The sequence below is a fragment of the Pseudomonas sp. MF08831 genome (genome assembly GCF_059862645.1).
Genome location: NZ_JCBCUX010000006.1, coordinates 390,930 through 409,212, shown reverse-complemented (window position 1 = coordinate 409,212; position 18,283 = coordinate 390,930). Strand labels below are relative to the sequence as shown.

The window sequence follows — 18,283 nt, the reverse complement described above, 5'->3', positions numbered from 1 at the left end:
TAATCAGCCGATCACCACGCCCTCCGTCCACAGCCCGCCATGCCCCACGCCGACCAGCGTCACCGAGTCGGCCCCAAACGTAAGCACCGTATCGGCGCCGACCACCTTCGCGTGGTCACGCAGGTCGGTGCTGCCTTGCACGTCCTTGAACACCAGTTTGTCGGTGGGCTGGTAGCCAATCACGCGATCATTGCCAAAGTGGCCGCTGAACAAAAAGGTGTTGTGCCCGCTGTTGTCGCGGATCGTGTCGTTGCCTTTGCCACCCTCGATAAAGTCCGCACCGTTGCCGCCCTGGATCAGGTCGTTGCCGTCGCTGCCGATGATGAACGTGTTGCCCTTGTGGGGCTCGGCATTGCGGTTGAGGTCCTGCACCCAGGTGTTGGCCCGCGCCGGATCGGACAGGTTGGCAACAATCACCGTGGAGTCACGGGTCATCTGGTCGTAGAAGCCGGACTCGAGGATGCGCGTCATGCCATCGCCGTACGCCGTCGGCAAATGCGAGACCCAGGTGGGCAGGTTGACGATGGAAAACGGCAGCACATTCCACAGCGTCGAGGCGTAGTGGTCGTTGAAGCTGACGATGTTATCGGTGGTGGACTCGTGGGGTTTGTCGTGCACGCCCAGCGACGACAGGTTAAACGACGAGCCGTCCAGCGCGCGGAACACCGGGTCGTTTTCGTAACCGATATTGAGCACCTTGTCGCCGGCACTCTGGGTCGGCGAGGCATAGGCAACGTAGTTGGCGTCCTTGTAGAACCCCGCCCATTTGTTGTTGCTCAAGTCCGCCATGCTGTTGACCGCCAGCCCGCCCAGGCTGTGGCCGCTGACCACCACGTCCTTGCCGGTCAGGCCATGGGCACCGGCGTAGTCGGCAACATTCTTGAGCAAGCCGCCGAAGGCTTCGCCGGCGTAGTTTTTCGCGTAATCCTTGGGCCCCAGGGCCGCGAGCAGATCGCTGATCAAGTCGCCGATCGAGTCGCTGATCAAGGTTTCCCGTGGCCCCGAAGTGCCACGAAAACCGATGCCGATTTCGAGCAGCTTGCCGGCGTCATCGTATTTGCCGAGTACCTCGACCTGGGCCGTGGTGTAGCCGGCTTTTTCCCCAAAGAAGGTGCCACGTGCATCGACCTTGCCGGCGTAGCCCAGGGCACTGGCGCTGATCGGTGTCCAACCGGCTTTCTGCACCGCCTCAAGGGCGGCTTTTTCCGAATCCGGGTTCCACGGGATACCAGGGATCACGCCCTGGGAATCCGTGCTGCCGAGCAGCGCACCGACCAGCGTGGCCGGTAGCCCCAAGCCCAACCCGTTGTGCTGGTAGCCCACGGCAAAGCCGTTATCCAGGTTGTGATAGGAATACAACGTGATCGCCATGGCATCGGCGAACAACGTTTTGGAACCCTCGGTGCCAAGGTTTTTATAGTCAAAGATACCCATGGTAGTGCCTCTCTGTTGTTGGATTTGTAGAGAAAGCGAAAACACGTTTCAGCGACGGGCCAGGGGGCCGGTGGGAGCTGGCATGCACCCACCGGACACCTGGCCCGCATGCAAAGGTTATGAAACCTTTAGAACGCCCAGTCGAGGCTCAGCCCCACACCGTGCACTTTGTCCTTGCTGGCCAGCAGGCCGTTGTAGTCAAAGTTCACCCGCGCCTCTTTGCTCAAGGCCAGGCTCACCCGCGCGCCCACCAGCGCGGCATCGCGCACCATCGGCGCGCTTTCAACCGCGAACGACTGGCTGCCCGACGCGAACGCCAGGTGCTGCTCGGAATCAGTGCTGCTCAGGTTGTGCTGCCAGCCCAGGGTGCCGGACACCTCCAGTTGCTGGTGATCGTTCACATTGAAGGTCTTCAATGCACGCATGCCCAGGGTGCTCAACACCACATCGCGGCTGTCGTCGTGGCCTTTGAGCGCGGCGGCGTCGCCTTTTTCGGTAAAGCCGTCGGTGTCCAGGTGCACGTAAGCCAGGTTGGCGAACGGCTCCAGGGCCAGCGGTTGCAGATTGACGCGGTAAGCTGCTTCGCCAAACACCTGCGTGCTGCTCGCGTCCACTTTGACTTTCTGCTTGCCGGCCACATCACCGTACTGCAGGTCGCGCTTCACATCGGCGCGATGCCAGCTGTAGGTCGCTCCCCCGCTCAAACGCAAGGCACCGATCTCATGCCCGGCGTAGGCGCCAAAGTGGTAGCTGTCGACCGAGGCACGTGAGTGGGTGTCGTTGCCCATGTTCAACGAGGTGTCGCTGTAGCCGGCGACCAGACCGATCCGGGTCGCCTCGTCCAACGCACCGTCAACGCCCACAAGCATGCCGCCCAGCGACGTGGTGTAGCCCGCCGTGTCGCTGCGGCTGTCGGTTTTGCCCCAGGCGCCCAGGGCCTTGACCCACACGTTGCCACGGCTGTCGAGGGTTTCGCTGGTAGCGCCCATCTCGCCATTGCGCAAGCGCTCGCCCACGGCTTCACGCACGTAGCGGCTGTCGTTGACCAGCGCGCTCTGCAACGCCGGGTAGATTTCGCCGGACAGTTGCTGGAACGCGCCCTGCGCCGAGGCCGCCGTCGGCGCCAGCAACAGGCTTTCGTACACCGCGTTGCCCGCGCCCAACTGGTCTGCCGCCGCGGCGACCGCACGTTGATTGGGCGTGACGGCCACGCTGGCGAAGCTGTTGGTACGCGCCACATCCAACTGCACACCGTTGGCGGCATAGTTCAACGTGCCACCGATAAACAGGTAGTTGGGCAGTACCGCACCGAAGCTACCGGTAACCCCACCCGCGGCTTGCAGGATGTTGTACTGGCGACCGATCAGGCTCTGGGCCTGCGCGTTTGTCAGCAGTGTCGGGCTGTTTTCAAGGGCCAGGGTCACGGTGCCGCCATTGAGTGTGGCCGTGCCACCGGCGACGATGCGATCGCTGCTGGTCGGCGACAACTCGACCGCATAGGTCGAGCCCGCGTCGAAGGTGACATTGCCAGCCACATTCAGCGTGCCGATGGAATTACCCGGCGCCACGGTGCCGCCGCTTTTCGCGGACAGCGAGCCAATACGCCCCGAGCCGCCGACCACGCCGCTCTGGCTGACGGTGACGTCGGAGGTAACCGAGCCATTGATCGCCAGCAAGCCCTGATTGACCAGGGTCGGGCCGCTGTAGGTGTTGTTGCCGGTCAGCACCAGTGCACCGATGCCCTGCTTGGTCAGGCCGCCGTGGCCGGAGATGTTGTTGCTCCACACGTCCAGCCCGCAGTGCACGTCGGTGCACAGACGCTGGGTCGGTTTGCCGGCATCCACCACGGCGCCGATCCCTGGCAAATTCGCCACGAACTGCCCGTTGCCATACGCACCGTCGATGCGAAACTCGGCCGGGATATCAGCGCCGGTAATGAACATCCCCGGGCCGTTGACCGCCTTGCCCAGGTTGATCATGCCCCAGCCGTACAGCGCGTCGATGCCTGGCGCGCCGAGGTCGGTGGCGGTGGTTTTGAGCACGGTGGAGACCTGATCGCCGCTCATGTACGGGAAGCGTTCCATCAACACCGCCGCAGCGCCGGCCACGTGGGGTGCGGCCATGGAAGTGCCATTTTTATTGGCCCAGTCGGTGGTGAGGTTTGACAGATCGGTGCCGTTGATGATCGAGCTGAAGATCTTGGTGCCCGGCGCCGACACGCAAAAGCTTGCCGCATACCCGCAGCGCGACGAGAACGTACTGATCACATAAGGATCAGCGCTGGCGGTGTCCGGGTTTTGCTGCAAGGCCGCCACCGACAGCCAGTTTGGCGCAATGTCCGGCACGAAGTAGGCCAGGCCCGACATCGCATCCGGGTTGTTGCGGTTGTAGTCGTTACCGGCGGCAAAGATGGTCAGCACACCACTGCGGGCCACGTCGATTGCGCCTTGATAAGCCCCGCCGGCAAGCGTGCCGAGGATCGGCCGGATAACGTTGAACTGCGCCTGCGCTTCATTGACCGTGAAGTTGGGGAATGCCGGATCGCGGCCGCCCTTGGCGTACTGGTCACCGATGCCGATGCCCCAGCTGTTGTTGATGATGCGCGCGCCATTGGCGACCAGCCCATCCCAACCGGCTTTGTACACCGCGCCGTCGTTGCCGAGGATGATCCCGTCTTCCGGGCCCGGGTCGCCGTTTTCGGCGCTGAGGATTTGCGCATTGAACGCCACGCCATGCATCGGCCCACCATCGCGATTACCCGCGGCAATGCCGCCGACGTGGGTGCCGTGGTTACCCAGCTTGCCGTTGGAGTCTTTGGATGGCGTGCCGTCATAACGGAACGCATCGCCCGCCTTCACCGGAATGTAGGGGTCGGTGTATTGGCGAATGCCTTCGGTGACAATGGTCACCACCTTGCCGGGGCTGTCGAATTCCGGGTGCTGCGCGTACACCGGCTGGTCGAAGATCCCCAGCTTGACGCCCTTGCCGGTGTAGCCCGCGGCGTAGGCGGCATCTGCGTGCACCGCGCCCAGGCCCCAGTCGGCCTTGAATTCATTGCTGCGCCAACTGGCCGCGTCGCCCAGCTTGCCCGCTTCCACATAGGGTGCGGCCTGGGCGGTTCCCAGGCTTGCCAGGCAGCACAGCAACGCGCCGTATGGCACGCAGCTCAAGGCCTTGAGCGGGTAACCCGGGCCGGTGTGAGTGGCGGTGATTAACCCTGACTTGCGTTTGTTCACGGTGACCTTCCTTAGTTTTCTTATTGCCGGTATGTGAATCACTTTTCTTCAGCGCCGCCCGTCTAATGTGGGCGCTGGCGTGCCAGCGCCCACAGTTCTTGACCTGCGTTGCTCTCTAGAACTGCCAGTTGAGGCTCAGCCCCACGCCCTGGGTTTTCTCGCGGCCACCCAGCTGGCCGTTGTAATCCAGGTTGACCCGCGTGGTCGGGCTCAACGCCAGGCTGGCCTGCACGCCAACCAGCGCCGCGTCACGTAGCAACGGCGAACTGCGCACGGCAAATGACGGCCCGCCGGCAACAAACGCCAAGTGTTCTTCGGATTCCACCGCCGTGAGGCTGTGCTGCCAGCCCAGCGAGCCGGACAGTTCCAGTCGCTGATGGTCATTCAAAGGCAAGGTTTTCAACGCGCGAAGGCCCAGGGTGCTGAGCACCGCATCACGCCGGTCACTGCCACGCTCCAGGGCCGCGGCGTCGCCTTTTTCGTGGAATGAGTCACTGTCCAGGTGCACGTACGCCAGGTTGGCGAACGGCTCCAGCGCCAGCGGTTGCAGGTGAATGCGGTACGCCGCCTCGGTAAACAGCTGCGCCGTGCGTGCATCCAGCTTGGTCTTTTGCTTGCCGCTGACGTCGCCGTATTGCAGGTCGCGTTTCACATCACCGCGATGCCAGCTGTAGGCGCCGCCGACGCTCACGCGCCAGTCACCCAGTTCCCGCCCGGCATACGCACCGAAGTGGTAACTGTCGATGGACGCCGATGAGTGCGTGCCACTGCCCAGGTTCAAGGAGCTGTCGCTGTAGCCAGCCACCACACCCACGCGGGTCTGCTCGTCCAACACACCGTCCACACCGGCCAGCAAGCCACCGATCGAGGTGGTCGAGCCCGCGGTTTCGCTGCGGCTGTCAGCCTTGCCCCAGGCGCCGAGGGCTTTGAGCCACAGGTTACTTTCGCCGCTCACCGGTACATGGCGCAGCCGCTCACCCACAGCCTCACGCAGCTGCAGGCTGTCGTTGATCAGCATCGCGCCAATCGCTGGGTAGACCTCGCCGGACAGTTGCTGCAAGCCTTGCCGAGCGGTTGCCACGGAATCGGACTGCAACAGGCTTTCATACACCGGGTTGCCCGCGCCCAGTTGCTCGGCAGCCGCGGCGACAGCTCGCTGGTTACGGTTGGCGGCAACGCTGGCAAAGGTCGCACCGTTGCGTCCCACGTCCAGTTGCACGCCGTTGGCCGCATAGTCGAGGGTGCCGCCGAGGAACAGGTAGTTGGGCAGCACTTGGCCAAACTGCCCCTGTATGCCGCCCGCGGCCTGCAGGATGGTGTATTGGCGGCCGATCAGGCTTTGCACCTGGCTCTGGCTCAGCAATGTCGGGCTGTTTTCCAGCGCCAGGGTGACGGTGCCGCCGCCCAGTACGGCTTTGCCACCGGCGACAATGCGGTCGCTGCTGGTCGGGGTCAGTTCCACCGCATAGGTGGAGCCCGCCTCCAGGTTCACATCGCCCGCCACCTGCAAGGTGCCGACCGAATTGCCCGGAGCCACGGTGCCGCCGCTGTTCACCGCCAAGGCGCCGATGCGCCCGGAGCCGCCGAGGGTGCCGCTGTCGTTCACCGTCACTGCCGAGGTCAGCGAGCCGTTTACCGCCAGCAGGCCGCCATTGACGCTGGTCGCGCCGCGGTAGGTGCTGTCGCCGCTGAGCAGCAAACTGCCGGCGCCGGATTTGATCAGGCTGCCTTCATACACGCGGTTCGCGGCGGCTTGATCACGGGCGGTGCCGATCGCGTAGTCGGTCTGGTCCTGCTGGCTGGCAGTCGCGCCCACGCCGTTTTGCCAGCCCTTGTCGATCAGGGTTTGCTGCCAGGCCGTGTGCTCGGCGCGGTCTTCGGCCTGGCGCTGGAGCAACGCCTGGTCGGTGATGCCGTTGCTCCACACATCGCCCTGCCCGGCCGCCAGGTTGACGTTCATCGAGCCGAGCAATTGCCCCGGCCCGTGCATCGCCCGGCCCAGGTCCGGCACGCCCCAGCCCACGGTGGTATTGGGTGCCTGAGTGATCGAGCCGTCGAGTTGCGTGGCAGTGGTCAACAGCACCTGCAACGCCTGCTCATTGTTCAGGTACGGGTAGCGTTCCATCACCAGCGCCAAGGCGCCGGTGGCGTGCGGCGCCGACATCGACGTGCCGGACTTGACCCCATAACCGCCGCCGGGCACGGTGCTGTTGATCAGCGCGCCCGGGGTGGAAATACACCAGTATTTGGCGATGCCGCACTTGTTGTATTTCTGGTTATTCGCCTTGTCCAGGCCCGACACGGCCAGCCAGTGGCCTTCCAGTTCCGGCTGGAAATAGGGCAGCGCCGAACGCACGCTGGCATTCGCGTAACCACTGTTGCCGGCGCTGAACACATTGATCACGCCGGCCTTGGCCACATCCGCTGCCGCATCCAGCCAGGTGCCCTGGTTGTAATGCTGGGCGTAGGCGGCGTGCAGGCCGTCGAGGGTCTGGTAGCTGACGTCCGGCGGCTGGCTGCCCCAGCTGTTATTGATGGCGCGCACGCCGGAATCCACCAAGGCGGTGTACACCGCCTTGAAGTATTTGGGGTCCGGGGTCGGGCCAAACAGGAAGCTGTCGTTGGCGTTGGTATTGCCCACATAGACTTGCGCGTTGTACGCCACGCCATGCATGCCCACGCCATCGCGCGCCGCGCCCATGGTGCCGGTGACGTGGGTGCCGTGGGAGTCGTTGTTGGGGTTGAGCGCGCCAGTGGTGCTGAACGCGCTGCCATTGACGTAAGTGCCGGTGGCCGTGACCGGGTGGAAGCGGTCTTTGGAGGCTTCCGGGTGATCGGTGTCGAACCCGGAGTCCAGCGCGCCGATTTTTACCCCGCTGCCGCTGATCCCGGCGGCGTAGGCCTCATTTGCCTTCATGCGGTCCAGGCCCCAGTCACTCTGGAACTCGGCCGAACGCCAGCTGGCGGGGTTACCCAGTAAACCGGTCTCGGTGTATTGCGCCTGTGCCGCAACGGACAACAGCAGCAAGGAACCTGCGGTAAAGGGTTTGAAGCGTGATGAATCGGTGATCATCTAAACCATCCTTATTGTTTTTATAACTGCTCATTTCACCGGGCCGAACGCCTCGTCGACTTTCGCCAGGTCGGTGTCGCGCAAGTTGCCCGCGTAGTAGTGCAATTTGGTCCAGGCCATCAAATAGTCATAACGCGCCTGGGCCAGGTCGCGACGGGTGCTGTACAGCTGCTGCTCGGCGTTCAACGCATCCAGGTTGACCCGCTCGCCGCCAAGGATGCTCTGCTTGGTCGATACCACCAGCGCCTCGGCCGAGGTCAGGGCTTTTTGATACGCGCGCAATTTGCTCACCCCGGACAGGCACGCGCTGAACTGGCGGCGCAACTCGATCAGGGTTTCGCGCGTCTTGCCTTCCAGCTCGTACTCGGCCTGCTCCATGCCGCGGCTGGCTTGGCGGGTGGAGGCCGAAACACCGCCACCGGCATACAGCGGCACGCTGACTTCAATGCCGATGGTGTTGGTGTCGTAGCGCTGGTTGTAGGTGTTGCCGCTGTCGGACTCCTGTTTGCGCGAGCTGGCATACGCGGTGATCTTCGGCAGGTGCCCGGCGCGGTTGCGCTCCACTTCATAGCGCGCCACTTCCACGGCCTGGCGTTGGGATGCGAGGGTCGGGTTATTGGTGATCGCCAGTTCATGCCAGGTGTCGTAGTTGGCCGGCGTCAGGGTGAAGGCGGCGAAGCTTTGGTTCAGTGGCGCCAAATCCTGGATGTTGACGCTCTGCACACCGATCAACGCGCCCAACTCCCTCAGCGACGCGTCCTGCTCATCCAGCGCCTGGATCTCTTCGGCAGTCGCCAGTTCATAACGCGATTCGGCTTCGAGGATGTCGGTGCGCGTGCCTTCGCCCTGCTGGAACAGGTGCTGGTTTTGCTGGAACTGCTGCTCGAAGGCCTTCTTTTTGGCGCGGGCGATGTCGATCTGGTCCTGGGCAAACAAGGCCTGGGTGTAATAGCTCAGCACCCGCACCAGCAGCGCCTGGCTCTTGTCGCGAAAGCTTTCATCGGCGAACAACGACTGGGCCACGCCCTTGCGGTAGTTGGCATAGGCTTCGTAGTCGAACAGCGGCTGTTGCAGGCTGAAGGTCGAGCCATAACTGTTGTAGTTGCGGTCGTCGCGGTAGTTGCCGCCGCGCCCGTCCGGCAGGTGCGCCTCAGAGTTGTTGCGGCCCTTGTTGTAGTTGTACGACAGCTTGGGCAGCAGCCCGGCGCGGCCGATGGTGCGGTTTTCCAGGCCGGCGTCGCGCTCCTTGATCGCGCCGAGAAACACCGGATCGTTGCGCAAGGCTTGCTCATACACATCAAACGGGCCCATGGCAGCCTGGGCAGAGCCACACATCAACAGCAGCGAAATGAACACAGGTTTCATGCTCATTCCTCGGTCAACGCGGAGCCGGCGCGGTCCAGCAGCGGCTTGAACAGGTAATTGAGCAACGAGCGCTCGCCGGTGCGCACGAACATCTCGGCAGGCATGCCCGGCTTGATCACCAGGCCATGGAGTTTTTCCAATGCGGCCTCGCTCACCGTGGTGCGCAGCACGTAGTACGGCTGGCCGGTTTTTTCATCAAGCATCTGGTCGGCAGAAATCAGGCTGACTTCGCCCGGCACGCGCGGGGTGCGGCTCTGGTTGAAGGCCGTGAACAGGATATCCACCGGCAAGTGCGTGCCAACCTTATCCACCAGGTTCACCGGCAAACGCCCTTCGACTTCCAGGCGTGTGCCCTGTGGCACGATTTCCAACAGGGTTTCACCGGCACGCACCACGGCGCCCTCGGTGTGCACGCTGAGGTTGACCGCAATGCCATCGGCCGGGGCGTTGATCTCACTGTGCTGCAGGTCGAAGCCGGCCGAGGTGAGCTGCTGCTCCAGGGTCAGGCTGCGCAGCTGCGCGTCGGCCAGTTGGCTGCGCACCTCCTTTTGATATTCCTCGCTGTGCTGCTGCAACTTGAGCCGTGATTCAAGAATGCCCTGCTCTACGCGACCGCTTTCGCCGGCGTTCTGCGCCAGGTCCTGTTGCACCTGGGACAGTTGGCGCTGGTAATCGAGCAAGCGATTGCGCGGGATATAGCCGTTGTCGGCCAAGGGTTGCAGGTTGGCCAGTTGGTCACGCAGGGATTGGGCCTGGGCGGACAAGTCGCTGCGGGCACGGCGCATGCCATTGAGTTGCGAGGTGGCACCGTCGATATTCGCGCGAATCCCGGCTTGCTCACGGGAAAACGCCTCGCGGCGGCTGCTGAACAGTTGGCGCTGGCCTTCCAGCACCAGGGCCAGGGCCGGATCGGGGTTGGCGCTCAGCTCGGCCGGAAAGGTGATGCTGGAGCGGTTATCGCGCTCGCTCTGCCAGCGCGCCACGCTGGCCCAGGCCATGCGGTACTGGGCTTGCAGGGATTGCACGTCGGCCTGGTTCTGGGTCTGGTCAAGGCGAAACAGCGGCTGGCCTTGTTTGACCACCTCGCCCTCCTTCACCAGAATCCGGCTGACCACGCCGGGGCTGAAGGTTTGCACGGCTTTGCGCTTGCCCGACACCACCACCGTGCCTTGCACCGGGATGCCTTGGTCCAGAGGCGCCAGGCTGGCCCAGAGAAAGAAGCCGCCGGCGCCGACGATGGTCAGCAGCCAACCCATTTTTACGAAAAAACCGGCATCACGTTGCTCAAATGTAAGGCTGCTCATGCGCCTGGATTCCTTCCGGCTTGGTACTGACGGCTGAGGCTCACGCCGGCCTTTTCTCGTGGTGCTTCCTGCTGCTGGCCCGACAAGGCGCGCAGCACTTCCTGGCTGGGGCCAAAGGCCTGCAAACGGCCTTCGTTCAGCACCAGCAATTTATCGGCCTGGGCCAGCGCCGAGGACCGGTGCGTCACCAGCACCACGCTGCTGCCCTGGGCTTTCATCTGCACGATGGCACTGGCCAGCGCCGCCTCGCCGACGGTGTCGAGGTTGGAGTTGGGTTCATCCAGCACGATCAAGCGCGGCCCGCCGTAGAGCGCGCGGGCCAGGGCCACGCGTTGTTTCTGGCCACCGGACAGGCCACCGCCGTTGTCGCCCAGCACCGTGTCGTAACCCTGCGGCAGGCGCAGGATCAGTTCATGTACACCGGCTTGTTGCGCGGCCTGCACCACGCGTTCCGGGTCGGCGTCGCGAAACCGCGCAATGTTGTCGGCGATGCTGCCGCTGAACAGTTCGATGTCCTGGGGCAAATAACCGATATGAGGGCCAAGGTCGTCACGGTCCCAGCGATGGATATCGGCGCCGTCCAGGCGCACCGTGCCGGCCAGGGTTGGCCACACACCCACCAGCACGCGGGCCAGGGTGGATTTGCCCGAACCCGACGCGCCGAGCACGCCAAGCACTTCGCCCGCACCGAGGTTGAAGCTGACCTGATGCAAGGTCGGCACGCGCCGCCCGGGCGGGCCCGCGCTGACTTGCTCGAAACTGACCTGGCCGTTGGGCGCCGGCAGCGCCATGTGTTCGACTTCCGGCGGGAATTCGCGCAGCAATTGGTCAAGCCGCTGGTAAGCCAACTTGGCCGAACTCCACTGCTTCCACACCGCAATCAGTTGGTCGATGGGGCTGAGCACGCGGCCCATGAGGATGGAACCGGCGATCATCATCCCGGCCGTCATCTCGCCTTTGATCACCAGAAAGGCGCCCAAGCCCAGCACCAGTGATTGCAGGCACAGGCGAAAGGACTTGCTCAGCGAGGTGATCACCGAGCCGGTGTCGCTGGCCTTGTTCTGATAGCCGAGAAATTGCGAATGCACCGCGAACCAGCGCTTGCGCAACGCGCCGAGCATGCCCATGGCCTGGATCGTCTCGGCGTTGTGCAAATGGCTGGTGGCCAACTGGGTCGATTGCTGGGAAAACGCGCCCGCCTCGCCCAGCGGTTTTTTGGTCAGGTATTCATTCAGGCACGCCAGCGCGATCAGCAGTACCGCGCCCGCCGTTGCCAGCACGCCAAGCCACACGTTGAAGAGGAAAATCACGAACAGGTAGATGGGAAACCACGGTGCATCAAAGAACGCGAACAGCGCAGGCCCCGTGATGAATTGACGGATCACGGTCAGGTCGCCAAGGGATTGCCCGGCGTGCCCCTCACCGCGTTGCAGGTTGCGTTCAAAGGCGGCTTTGTAGACGCGCAAGTTGAAGCGTCGCTCTAACTGACTGCCGATACGGATCACGATAAAACTGCGAATGACTTCCAGCGTGCCGATAAACGCAAAGAAGCCGACGACCATCAACGTCAACATCACCAGGGTGGTTTCATTCTGGGAGGACAACACACGGTCGTACACTTGCAGCATGTAAATCGACGGCACCAGCATCAACAGGTTAATCAATGCGGTAAAACAGCCGATGCTGATCAAAATACTCTTGTATTCACCCAACGCCCTGAATAAGGGCGCAACCGCATGGGACTTCGCCATATCTTCTGATCTTCCCTGAAGCGAATTACGCGCACTAGTTGCCCAGGCCCCACAGTAGGGCGGCCAACTATTAAAATCGGGTTATATGCTTATAACTTTTAATTAAGGTGTTCGTTGCAGGACAACTTCGGGGATTGAAGGCGTCTGCCCTTTATATTCGCCGTCTTTTTCACGGTTCAAATGAATAATGCCGGTGCCCTGGGCGTTCATCAGCCAGATGCCATCCGGGGTCGGCAACCAGGTCAGCGGTTTATCGCCCAGCCATTGCGCGGCGCACGCCACGTCACCGGCCAGCGCGTTCGGCTGGTCCAACAGGTCCAACGCGCACACTTGATCCTGCTGGTGCAACTGCCAGTGGCCGGCCAACTGGGCGGTGGTGGGTAAAACGAGACTGCTAGCCATTGCGTGGGCTCCTGCCGACACGAACAACACCTGTGAAGCACAGGCGATCAAATGAGAAAAACGCGGCATGTTCTGCTCCATCATAGAGCGCGGCGCCGGAGCGCCGCGCGCTTTACATCACGCTACGATGTCGCTGACCGCAGCCTGGCCAACGGTGGTGACGAGGAAATCCGCCACGCCGTGCCCGGAGAAGTCCACGGCCAAGGTGCCCAGGTTGGTACCCGAGGCATAGCTGAGTACAGCATCGCCGGCATGCCCGGTAAATGCGTTGACGAAGCTCAAGCCTGCACCTTTGGTGATACCGGACAGGTCGATCTTGTCCGAACCCGAGGTGAAGTCGAAGATCTTGTCAGCAGCACCCGGCTTGGAATCGGAACTGGCACCGTACACGAAGGTATCGTTGCCGGCGCCGCCCCACAGTTGGTCCGCACCGCCACCGCCGTAGATGATGTCGTTGCCGGCACCGCCTTTGATGAGGTTGGCTGCGTTGTTACCAATGATCAGGTCGTTGCCCGAACCGCCGAAGGCGTTCTCGACAGTGACGCCCTTGGCGATGGACACGTTGCCCACCAGGCCGCCAACGTCGGAGAACGAGGCCTCATTGAGGTTGATCTTCTGGTTCTGGGTAAAACCGGAGAAGTCCAGGGTGTCGTTGCCACCACCGTCCCATACCGAGAACACCAGCTTGTCGGCATTGGACGTAGCGCTGTAGAAATCACGCCCGGTGTTGGAGTTGAAACCGTAGGTGGTGTCGCCGGCGCGGGTGCTGTAGTTGGCACCGTAGAGCTTCTGGATTGCGGCGATGTCGTCGATCAGCGGGCCCGATGCGTAAGCTTCGACGCCGCCTTTGGTGAAGTTCTGGTTGGTGTTGCTTTCGCTCCAGTAACTCATGACGCTGTAGCCACGCGTGTCCTGTCCATAGTCCGCGTCTTTGTACGAAGGGTTGCCGGTCCCGGCGTTGTAGTCGCCAGGGTGAGCCAGGCCCAGGGTATGGCCGATTTCGTGGGTCAGGGTCTGCCGGCCGTAGTTGTTCACGTCCGGGGTCTTGTTCGGCGTGTAGCTGCTGTTGGTCAGGTACCACGATGTGCCGTCGTAGCCTGCGCCTGTGCCGGGCAGGTAAGCGAAGGCAGCCGCGCCATCCTGGCCACCGCTGTAGTTGCCGAAGGTCATGTGCGTGTCACCGCCCGAGGCGCTTTCGGTAAAGCTCACGTTGGCGACATCCGACCAGGATTGCATGGCCAGTACGGCCTGTGCTTTCTGCTGGGCGTTGAACTGGCTGAACCCGGAGATACCATGTTTGTTCAGGGTGGCCGAGGAAGCCGAGGTGAGGAAGGTGTAGGTCAGATCGATCTTGCCGTTGTGATTCACATCCTTGTACGAGGCGCCATCGCGCAGCAGGTGGTCCGCTGCCTGGTCCACGGAAAAGGACGGTTTGCCATTCACCGTGAGGTTGCCGCCACGGTCATACAGATGGCTGAAGCTATCGATTTGCGAGTAAGCAGTGCTGGCTTGCGCGGCAGAAACAATAGCTTTGTCTTTTACTTTTGACATAAACGTACTTCCTTGTTTGCAAGTGCATCAGTCTTTGGTCGATAGGAACCCCGCGGGCGAGATCGTCCTATCACTCGCCTCTTTTGAAGGCGTATCGAAACTGACACAACTTGAAATCTTTCGTCTACAAATATTTCCGCAGCGAAAATGTGACGTGGATTCAACTTAAGGAAGTCGCGGGCAATGTTTATTGGGGGCCATTGCATTTGCCCAACGGGCGCAGACCCTGTGTTATTTAAATATTAAATAGAAGTAAAGCCGCTCAAGTTGAGCGGCGCACTTGGATAATGGATCCAATATATTGTCACGGTGTCATTGGCGACATTAAAGAGCCACTACTTACACTATTAATTATTAGTTGCCCCCTATTACCGGGACACACTCCAGCCGGACCTCGCCAATGCCTCAAGCAACGTTTCACCCGCCAACCCTGGCACCGTGACCCCCTGCTCCGTGGTCATGTCCTCACCGGCCAGCAGGGCATTGATGATCGCCTCCTCCACAGCTTCTGCCGCGGCCGTGAACAGCGGTGAGATGTGATCGTTGTTGACCATCTGCAACGCGGTGCTCAGTGGCGAGCCTTTGCGCCCGTAATCGGCTGGCGGCAGATCGCGGTTGCCGGTGGCGAAGGCCAGGAACAGGTCGCCGCTGGAGTCCTCGGTGCCGCCGCCGGTGCGCGCGATGCCGATCGAGGCGCGTTGCGCCAGACGCCGACACTGATGTGGCAACAACGGTGCGTCGGTGGCGATGATCACCACGATGGAGCCCATGCCTGGCGTGCCACGCGTGGCGAAGGGGGATGCAATGCCCATCAAGTGACGACCAACCGGGTAACCCTCCACCCGCAGCTCCTGGCGCTTGCCATGGTTCGCCTGCACCAGCGCGCCGACGGTCCAGCCGCCCTGCTCTGCCGGCAATCGCCGCGAGGCGGTGCCGATGCCGCCCTTGAACTCATGGCAGATCATCCCGGTGCCACCGCCCACCGCTCCTTCCTGCACCGCGCCGCCTTGGGCGCTATCCAGCGCCTGGCGCACATGCTCAGGCTTGACGTGCTGGCCCCAGATGTCATTGAGCAGCCCGTCGTAGGTTTCCATCACCACCGGCATGCACCAATACACCGCCGGGTCCGCCAGGCGCTCACGCTCCAGGGCGATCAAGGTGTCACGCACCAGGCCGATGCTGTGAGTGTTGGTGATGGCCACTGGCGTGGTCAGCAACCCCGCTTCGCTGATCCATTCAAGGCCGGTGGCATCGCCATTGCCGTTGAGTACGTGGTAGCCGGCAAAACACGGTTGCTGGCGCGCCTCGCCTTCGCGCGGCTGGATCACGGTGACGCCGGTCCGCACTTGTTTGCCGTCGATACACGCCTTGAGCGTACTGTGACCGACCCGAACGCCCGGCACATCGGTGATGGCGTTCAATTCGCCGGGCGTGCCCAGCCCCAACGTGATGCCGATTTGACGTGCACGCATAGCCACTCCTTACCTGTAATTGCGCGAAATGAGGCTGACGGTAGCGCCTGCCGGCCTGTCAGCCAATGCCCCTATTGGCGTACTCCCCTTGACGGTATTCGCCAAAAGCCGAACCCTTGGCCGATCTTTTGAGGGCGGGAGCCTGTGACATGAGCCTGTTCAAAGAGGTCGGTCTGCACGCAGGCCTTGGCCGCACCGTCGCTCACATCGGCACCGAGCGGTTCTGGAAGCAACTGGTGCTGTTGCTGCAGCAGTGCCTGCCCTTCGATAACGCCCTGGCGATTGTTTATCCACTGGCGGGGCCGCCCCAGGCCCTGGAGGAATACGACGCCCTGCCGAGCAGCAAACCGGCGTCGATGCTGGCCTACCTCAACGGCCTGTATGTGCTCGACCCGTTTTACCAGGCCTGTCGCGAGGGTTATGCCAGTGGCGTGTACCGGCTGGAGGAAGTCGCGCCGGACCATTTTCGCCAGAGCGATTACTTCCTCAACTACTTCCACGACAACGTGCTGGAAGACGAGGTGCAGTTCATCCTGCAGGTGCCGGGCACAGGGACATTGTCGCTGTCGCTGGGCATGCAACGGCGCTTCAGTCTCGAGGAGACCGGGCTGATGACCCTGCTGGCGGCCTGGGTGTTGCCCCTGATGCAGCAACATTGGCAGCAAAGCGCCCAACGCGCGCCGACGATGCACAGCCAGGTCAGGGATGCGCTGAACCAATTCGGCACTGGCGTGCTCTCGGAGCGTGAGCTGGAAGTGGCCCGCCTGGTGCTGCGCGGCTTCTCGTCCAAGGCCATGGCCGAGCGCCTGAAGATCTCGCCGGACACCGTGAAGGTGCACCGGCGACACCTGTACGCAAAGCTGGATATCTCGTCACAGCCGGAGCTGTTTTCGTTGTTTATCCAGTCTTTGGGCCATGATCTGGAAAACCCCTGACGGCATGCACGGTTGTGCCGAGCCGGCGCGTTCCAGCTGACAGGCTTATTGTGGCGAGCGGGCTTGCCCCGCGTTGGGGCGCGAAGCGGCCCCAGTTGGGATGAGTGCGGTGTATCAGACAGTCTTCATCGGCAGGTTTTGGGGCCGCTTCGCAGCCCAACGCGGGGCAAGCCCGCTCGCCACAGGACGCCCGCTTCTCACAGCAGGTCTTTGCCACAACAGGGCCTTGCCACAACAGGACCTTGTCACAGCAAGCCTGCTCGCCACAGCGGCTAAGCCTATCGCCCGGTACGAATGGTGTTCCACACCCGCGTACGAACCCGGTCGATGTTCAGCGGCATCGCTTCGAGTGCAAACAGCTTGCCCATCATTTCCGGGCTCGGGTACACCTTGGTGTCGGCTTTGATCGCCGGGTCTACCAGGCTGTCGGCTGCGGCGTTGCCGTTGGCGTAGTGCACGTAGTTGGTGATGCTGGCCATCACTTCCGGGCGCAGCAGGTAGTTCATGAACGCATAGCCGGCCTTTTCGTCAGGCGCGTCGGCCGGCATGGCGACCATGTCGAACCAGATGGCGGCGCCTTCCTTGGGAATGTTGTAGCCGATGTTTACGCCGTTCTTGGCTTCCTTGGCACGGCTCTCGGCCTGCAGGATGTCGCCGGAGAAGCCGACGGCCACGCAGATGTCGCCATTGGCCAGGTCAGCGGTGTACTTCGACGAGTGGAAATACGCCACGTACGGCCGCACTTTCATCAGCAGGTCTTCAGCCTTCTTGTAGTCCTCGGGCTTTTTGCTGTGGTGCGGCAGGCCCAGGTAGTTAAGCGCCGCCGGCAGCAGTTCCGGGCCGTTGTCGAGGATCGCCACGCCGCATTTTTGCAGCTTGGCCATATTCTCCGGCTTGAAGATCAGGTCCCAGGAATCCACCGGGGCGTTGTCGCCCAGCACGGCCCTGACCTTGTCGATGTTGTAGCCGATGCCCGTGCTGCCCCACAGGTACGGGAAGCCGTGCTGGTTGCCCGGGTCGTTGTTTTCCAGGGCCTTAAGCAATACCGGGTTGAGGTTTTTCCAGTTCGGCAACTGGCTCTTGTCGAGCTTTTTCAGGGCGCCGCCCTGGATTTGCCGGGCCATGAAGTGGTTGGACGGAAACACCACGTCATACCCGGATTTGCCGGTCATCAACTTGCCGTCGAGGGTTTCGTTGCTGTCGTACACGTCGTAAGTGAAACCGATGCCGGTTTCTTGCTGGAAGTTCTTGGTGGTGTCCGGCGCAATGTAGTCCGACCAGTTATAGATCTTCACCGTCTCGGCGGCCTGGCTGATAGCGGCCACCAACATCAAGGGCAACAGGGCAATGGCTTTCATGGTTCGATTTCCTGGCGGTTTTAGGGCTGTTTTTATGGCAGGCGATCAAGGATCAAAGCGTTACAGAATCAATACATAGGTCTTGCGCACGGTTTCCTGGATATCCCAGATTCCGGTGCTGTTGGCCGGCAACATCAGTGCATCACCGGCTTGTATGTGGACGATTTCACCGTTATCGGGCGTGAAGGTGCAGCGGCCCTGGATAAAGTGGCAAAACTCCTGGGATTTGATCTGCCGACGCCAGCGCCCCGGCGTGCACGCCCAGATGCCGGTTTCGACGCCGTCGCCGCGCTCAACACTTAAGGTCGAGGCCACGGCGACGGGTTCGCCCAAGGGCACGGCCACCGGTGACGAGTCCGGCAAGTGGGCATTCAGCGTGTCTTTGAATTGAGTGATGCTCAT

General features: G+C 62.2%; 12 protein-coding genes. 1 reads left to right on the top strand and 11 read right to left on the bottom strand.

The genetic code is table 11. The annotated features are described in order from the left end of the window. Positions 1–3: 3 nt before the first annotated feature. From AC19YS_RS15770 to AC19YS_RS15730, 9 genes are all read right to left on the bottom strand, one after another. Entirely contained in the window at positions 4–1,434 is a 1,431-nt protein-coding gene (locus AC19YS_RS15770) for a polyurethane esterase (protein WP_448201319.1), read from the bottom strand. Positions 1,435–1,562: 128 nt separating this feature from the next. Next, positions 1,563–4,670: an autotransporter outer membrane beta-barrel domain-containing protein gene (locus AC19YS_RS15765; protein ID WP_500602202.1), complete on the bottom strand. Its 3,108-nt coding sequence runs from the start codon at positions 4,668–4,670 to the stop codon at positions 1,563–1,565. Between the two features lie 115 nt (positions 4,671–4,785). Further along, entirely contained in the window at positions 4,786–7,743 is a 2,958-nt protein-coding gene (gene eprS, locus AC19YS_RS15760; RefSeq protein ID WP_500602201.1) for an autotransporter serine peptidase EprS, read from the bottom strand. A 30-nt stretch (positions 7,744–7,773) separates the two neighbouring features. Continuing rightward, positions 7,774–9,108 carry a TolC family outer membrane protein gene (locus tag AC19YS_RS15755; protein ID WP_448194838.1) on the bottom strand — a complete coding sequence of 445 codons (1,335 nt, stop codon included), beginning with the start codon at positions 9,106–9,108 and terminating at the stop codon, positions 7,774–7,776. Between the two features lie 2 nt (positions 9,109–9,110). Then, on the bottom strand, positions 9,111–10,412 hold the full coding sequence (locus AC19YS_RS15750; RefSeq protein ID WP_106578107.1) for an HlyD family type I secretion periplasmic adaptor subunit: 1,302 nt from the start codon (positions 10,410–10,412) through the stop codon (positions 9,111–9,113). Continuing rightward, positions 10,409–12,163, bottom strand: coding sequence for a type I secretion system permease/ATPase (locus AC19YS_RS15745; RefSeq protein ID WP_106578106.1), 1,755 nt, complete (start codon positions 12,161–12,163; stop codon positions 10,409–10,411). The genes AC19YS_RS15750 and AC19YS_RS15745 overlap by 4 nt, the downstream gene beginning before the upstream one ends. A 102-nt stretch (positions 12,164–12,265) precedes the next feature. Beyond that, positions 12,266–12,634: a protease inhibitor Inh/omp19 family protein gene (locus AC19YS_RS15740; RefSeq protein ID WP_106578105.1), complete on the bottom strand. Its 369-nt coding sequence runs from the start codon at positions 12,632–12,634 to the stop codon at positions 12,266–12,268. 48 nt (positions 12,635–12,682) lie between these two features. Beyond that, positions 12,683–14,116 (bottom strand): serralysin family metalloprotease, encoded by a 1,434-nt coding sequence (locus tag AC19YS_RS15735; protein WP_106578104.1) that lies wholly within the window; start codon positions 14,114–14,116, stop codon positions 12,683–12,685. A 368-nt stretch (positions 14,117–14,484) separates the two neighbouring features. After that, positions 14,485–15,588 carry a DmpA family aminopeptidase gene (locus tag AC19YS_RS15730; protein WP_200624725.1) on the bottom strand — a complete coding sequence of 368 codons (1,104 nt, stop codon included), beginning with the start codon at positions 15,586–15,588 and terminating at the stop codon, positions 14,485–14,487. Between the two features lie 149 nt (positions 15,589–15,737). Between AC19YS_RS15730 and AC19YS_RS15725 the strand changes: the two genes are divergently transcribed. After that, on the top strand, positions 15,738–16,523 hold the full coding sequence (locus tag AC19YS_RS15725) for a helix-turn-helix transcriptional regulator (RefSeq protein WP_119740591.1): 786 nt from the start codon (positions 15,738–15,740) through the stop codon (positions 16,521–16,523). A 278-nt stretch (positions 16,524–16,801) separates the two neighbouring features. Here the strand turns inward: AC19YS_RS15725 and AC19YS_RS15720 are convergent, their stop codons facing one another. Together AC19YS_RS15720 and AC19YS_RS15715 are read right to left on the bottom strand one after the other, a co-directional pair. Next, a complete protein-coding gene (locus tag AC19YS_RS15720; RefSeq protein ID WP_500602200.1) occupies positions 16,802–17,881 on the bottom strand; it encodes a polyamine ABC transporter substrate-binding protein in 1,080 nt (359 codons plus the stop codon). Positions 17,882–17,941: 60 nt separating this feature from the next. Then, the gene (locus tag AC19YS_RS15715) at positions 17,942–18,283 is read right to left on the bottom strand and encodes a cupin domain-containing protein (protein ID WP_106578100.1); all 342 of its coding nucleotides are present in this window, start codon (positions 18,281–18,283) and stop codon (positions 17,942–17,944) included.

What these genes read in the sequence shown, in the direction of transcription:
- AC19YS_RS15735 (WP_106578104.1), bottom strand. Translation starts at nt 14,116, where the DNA reads ATGTCAAAAGTAAAAGACAAAGCTATTGTTTCTGCCGCGCAAGCCAGC.
- AC19YS_RS15770 (WP_448201319.1), bottom strand. Translation starts at nt 1,434, where the DNA reads ATGGGTATCTTTGACTATAAAAACCTTGGCACCGAGGGTTCCAAAACG.
- AC19YS_RS15715 (WP_106578100.1), bottom strand. Translation starts at nt 18,283, where the DNA reads ATGAGCATCACTCAATTCAAAGACACGCTGAATGCCCACTTGCCGGAC.
- AC19YS_RS15740 (WP_106578105.1), bottom strand. Translation starts at nt 12,634, where the DNA reads ATGCCGCGTTTTTCTCATTTGATCGCCTGTGCTTCACAGGTGTTGTTC.
- AC19YS_RS15745 (WP_106578106.1), bottom strand. Translation starts at nt 12,163, where the DNA reads ATGGCGAAGTCCCATGCGGTTGCGCCCTTATTCAGGGCGTTGGGTGAA.
- AC19YS_RS15725 (WP_119740591.1), top strand. Translation starts at nt 15,738, where the DNA reads ATGAGCCTGTTCAAAGAGGTCGGTCTGCACGCAGGCCTTGGCCGCACC.
- AC19YS_RS15730 (WP_200624725.1), bottom strand. Translation starts at nt 15,588, where the DNA reads ATGCGTGCACGTCAAATCGGCATCACGTTGGGGCTGGGCACGCCCGGC.
- AC19YS_RS15720 (WP_500602200.1), bottom strand. Translation starts at nt 17,881, where the DNA reads ATGAAAGCCATTGCCCTGTTGCCCTTGATGTTGGTGGCCGCTATCAGC.
- eprS (WP_500602201.1), bottom strand. Translation starts at nt 7,743, where the DNA reads ATGATCACCGATTCATCACGCTTCAAACCCTTTACCGCAGGTTCCTTG.
- AC19YS_RS15755 (WP_448194838.1), bottom strand. Translation starts at nt 9,108, where the DNA reads ATGAAACCTGTGTTCATTTCGCTGCTGTTGATGTGTGGCTCTGCCCAG.
- AC19YS_RS15750 (WP_106578107.1), bottom strand. Translation starts at nt 10,412, where the DNA reads ATGAGCAGCCTTACATTTGAGCAACGTGATGCCGGTTTTTTCGTAAAA.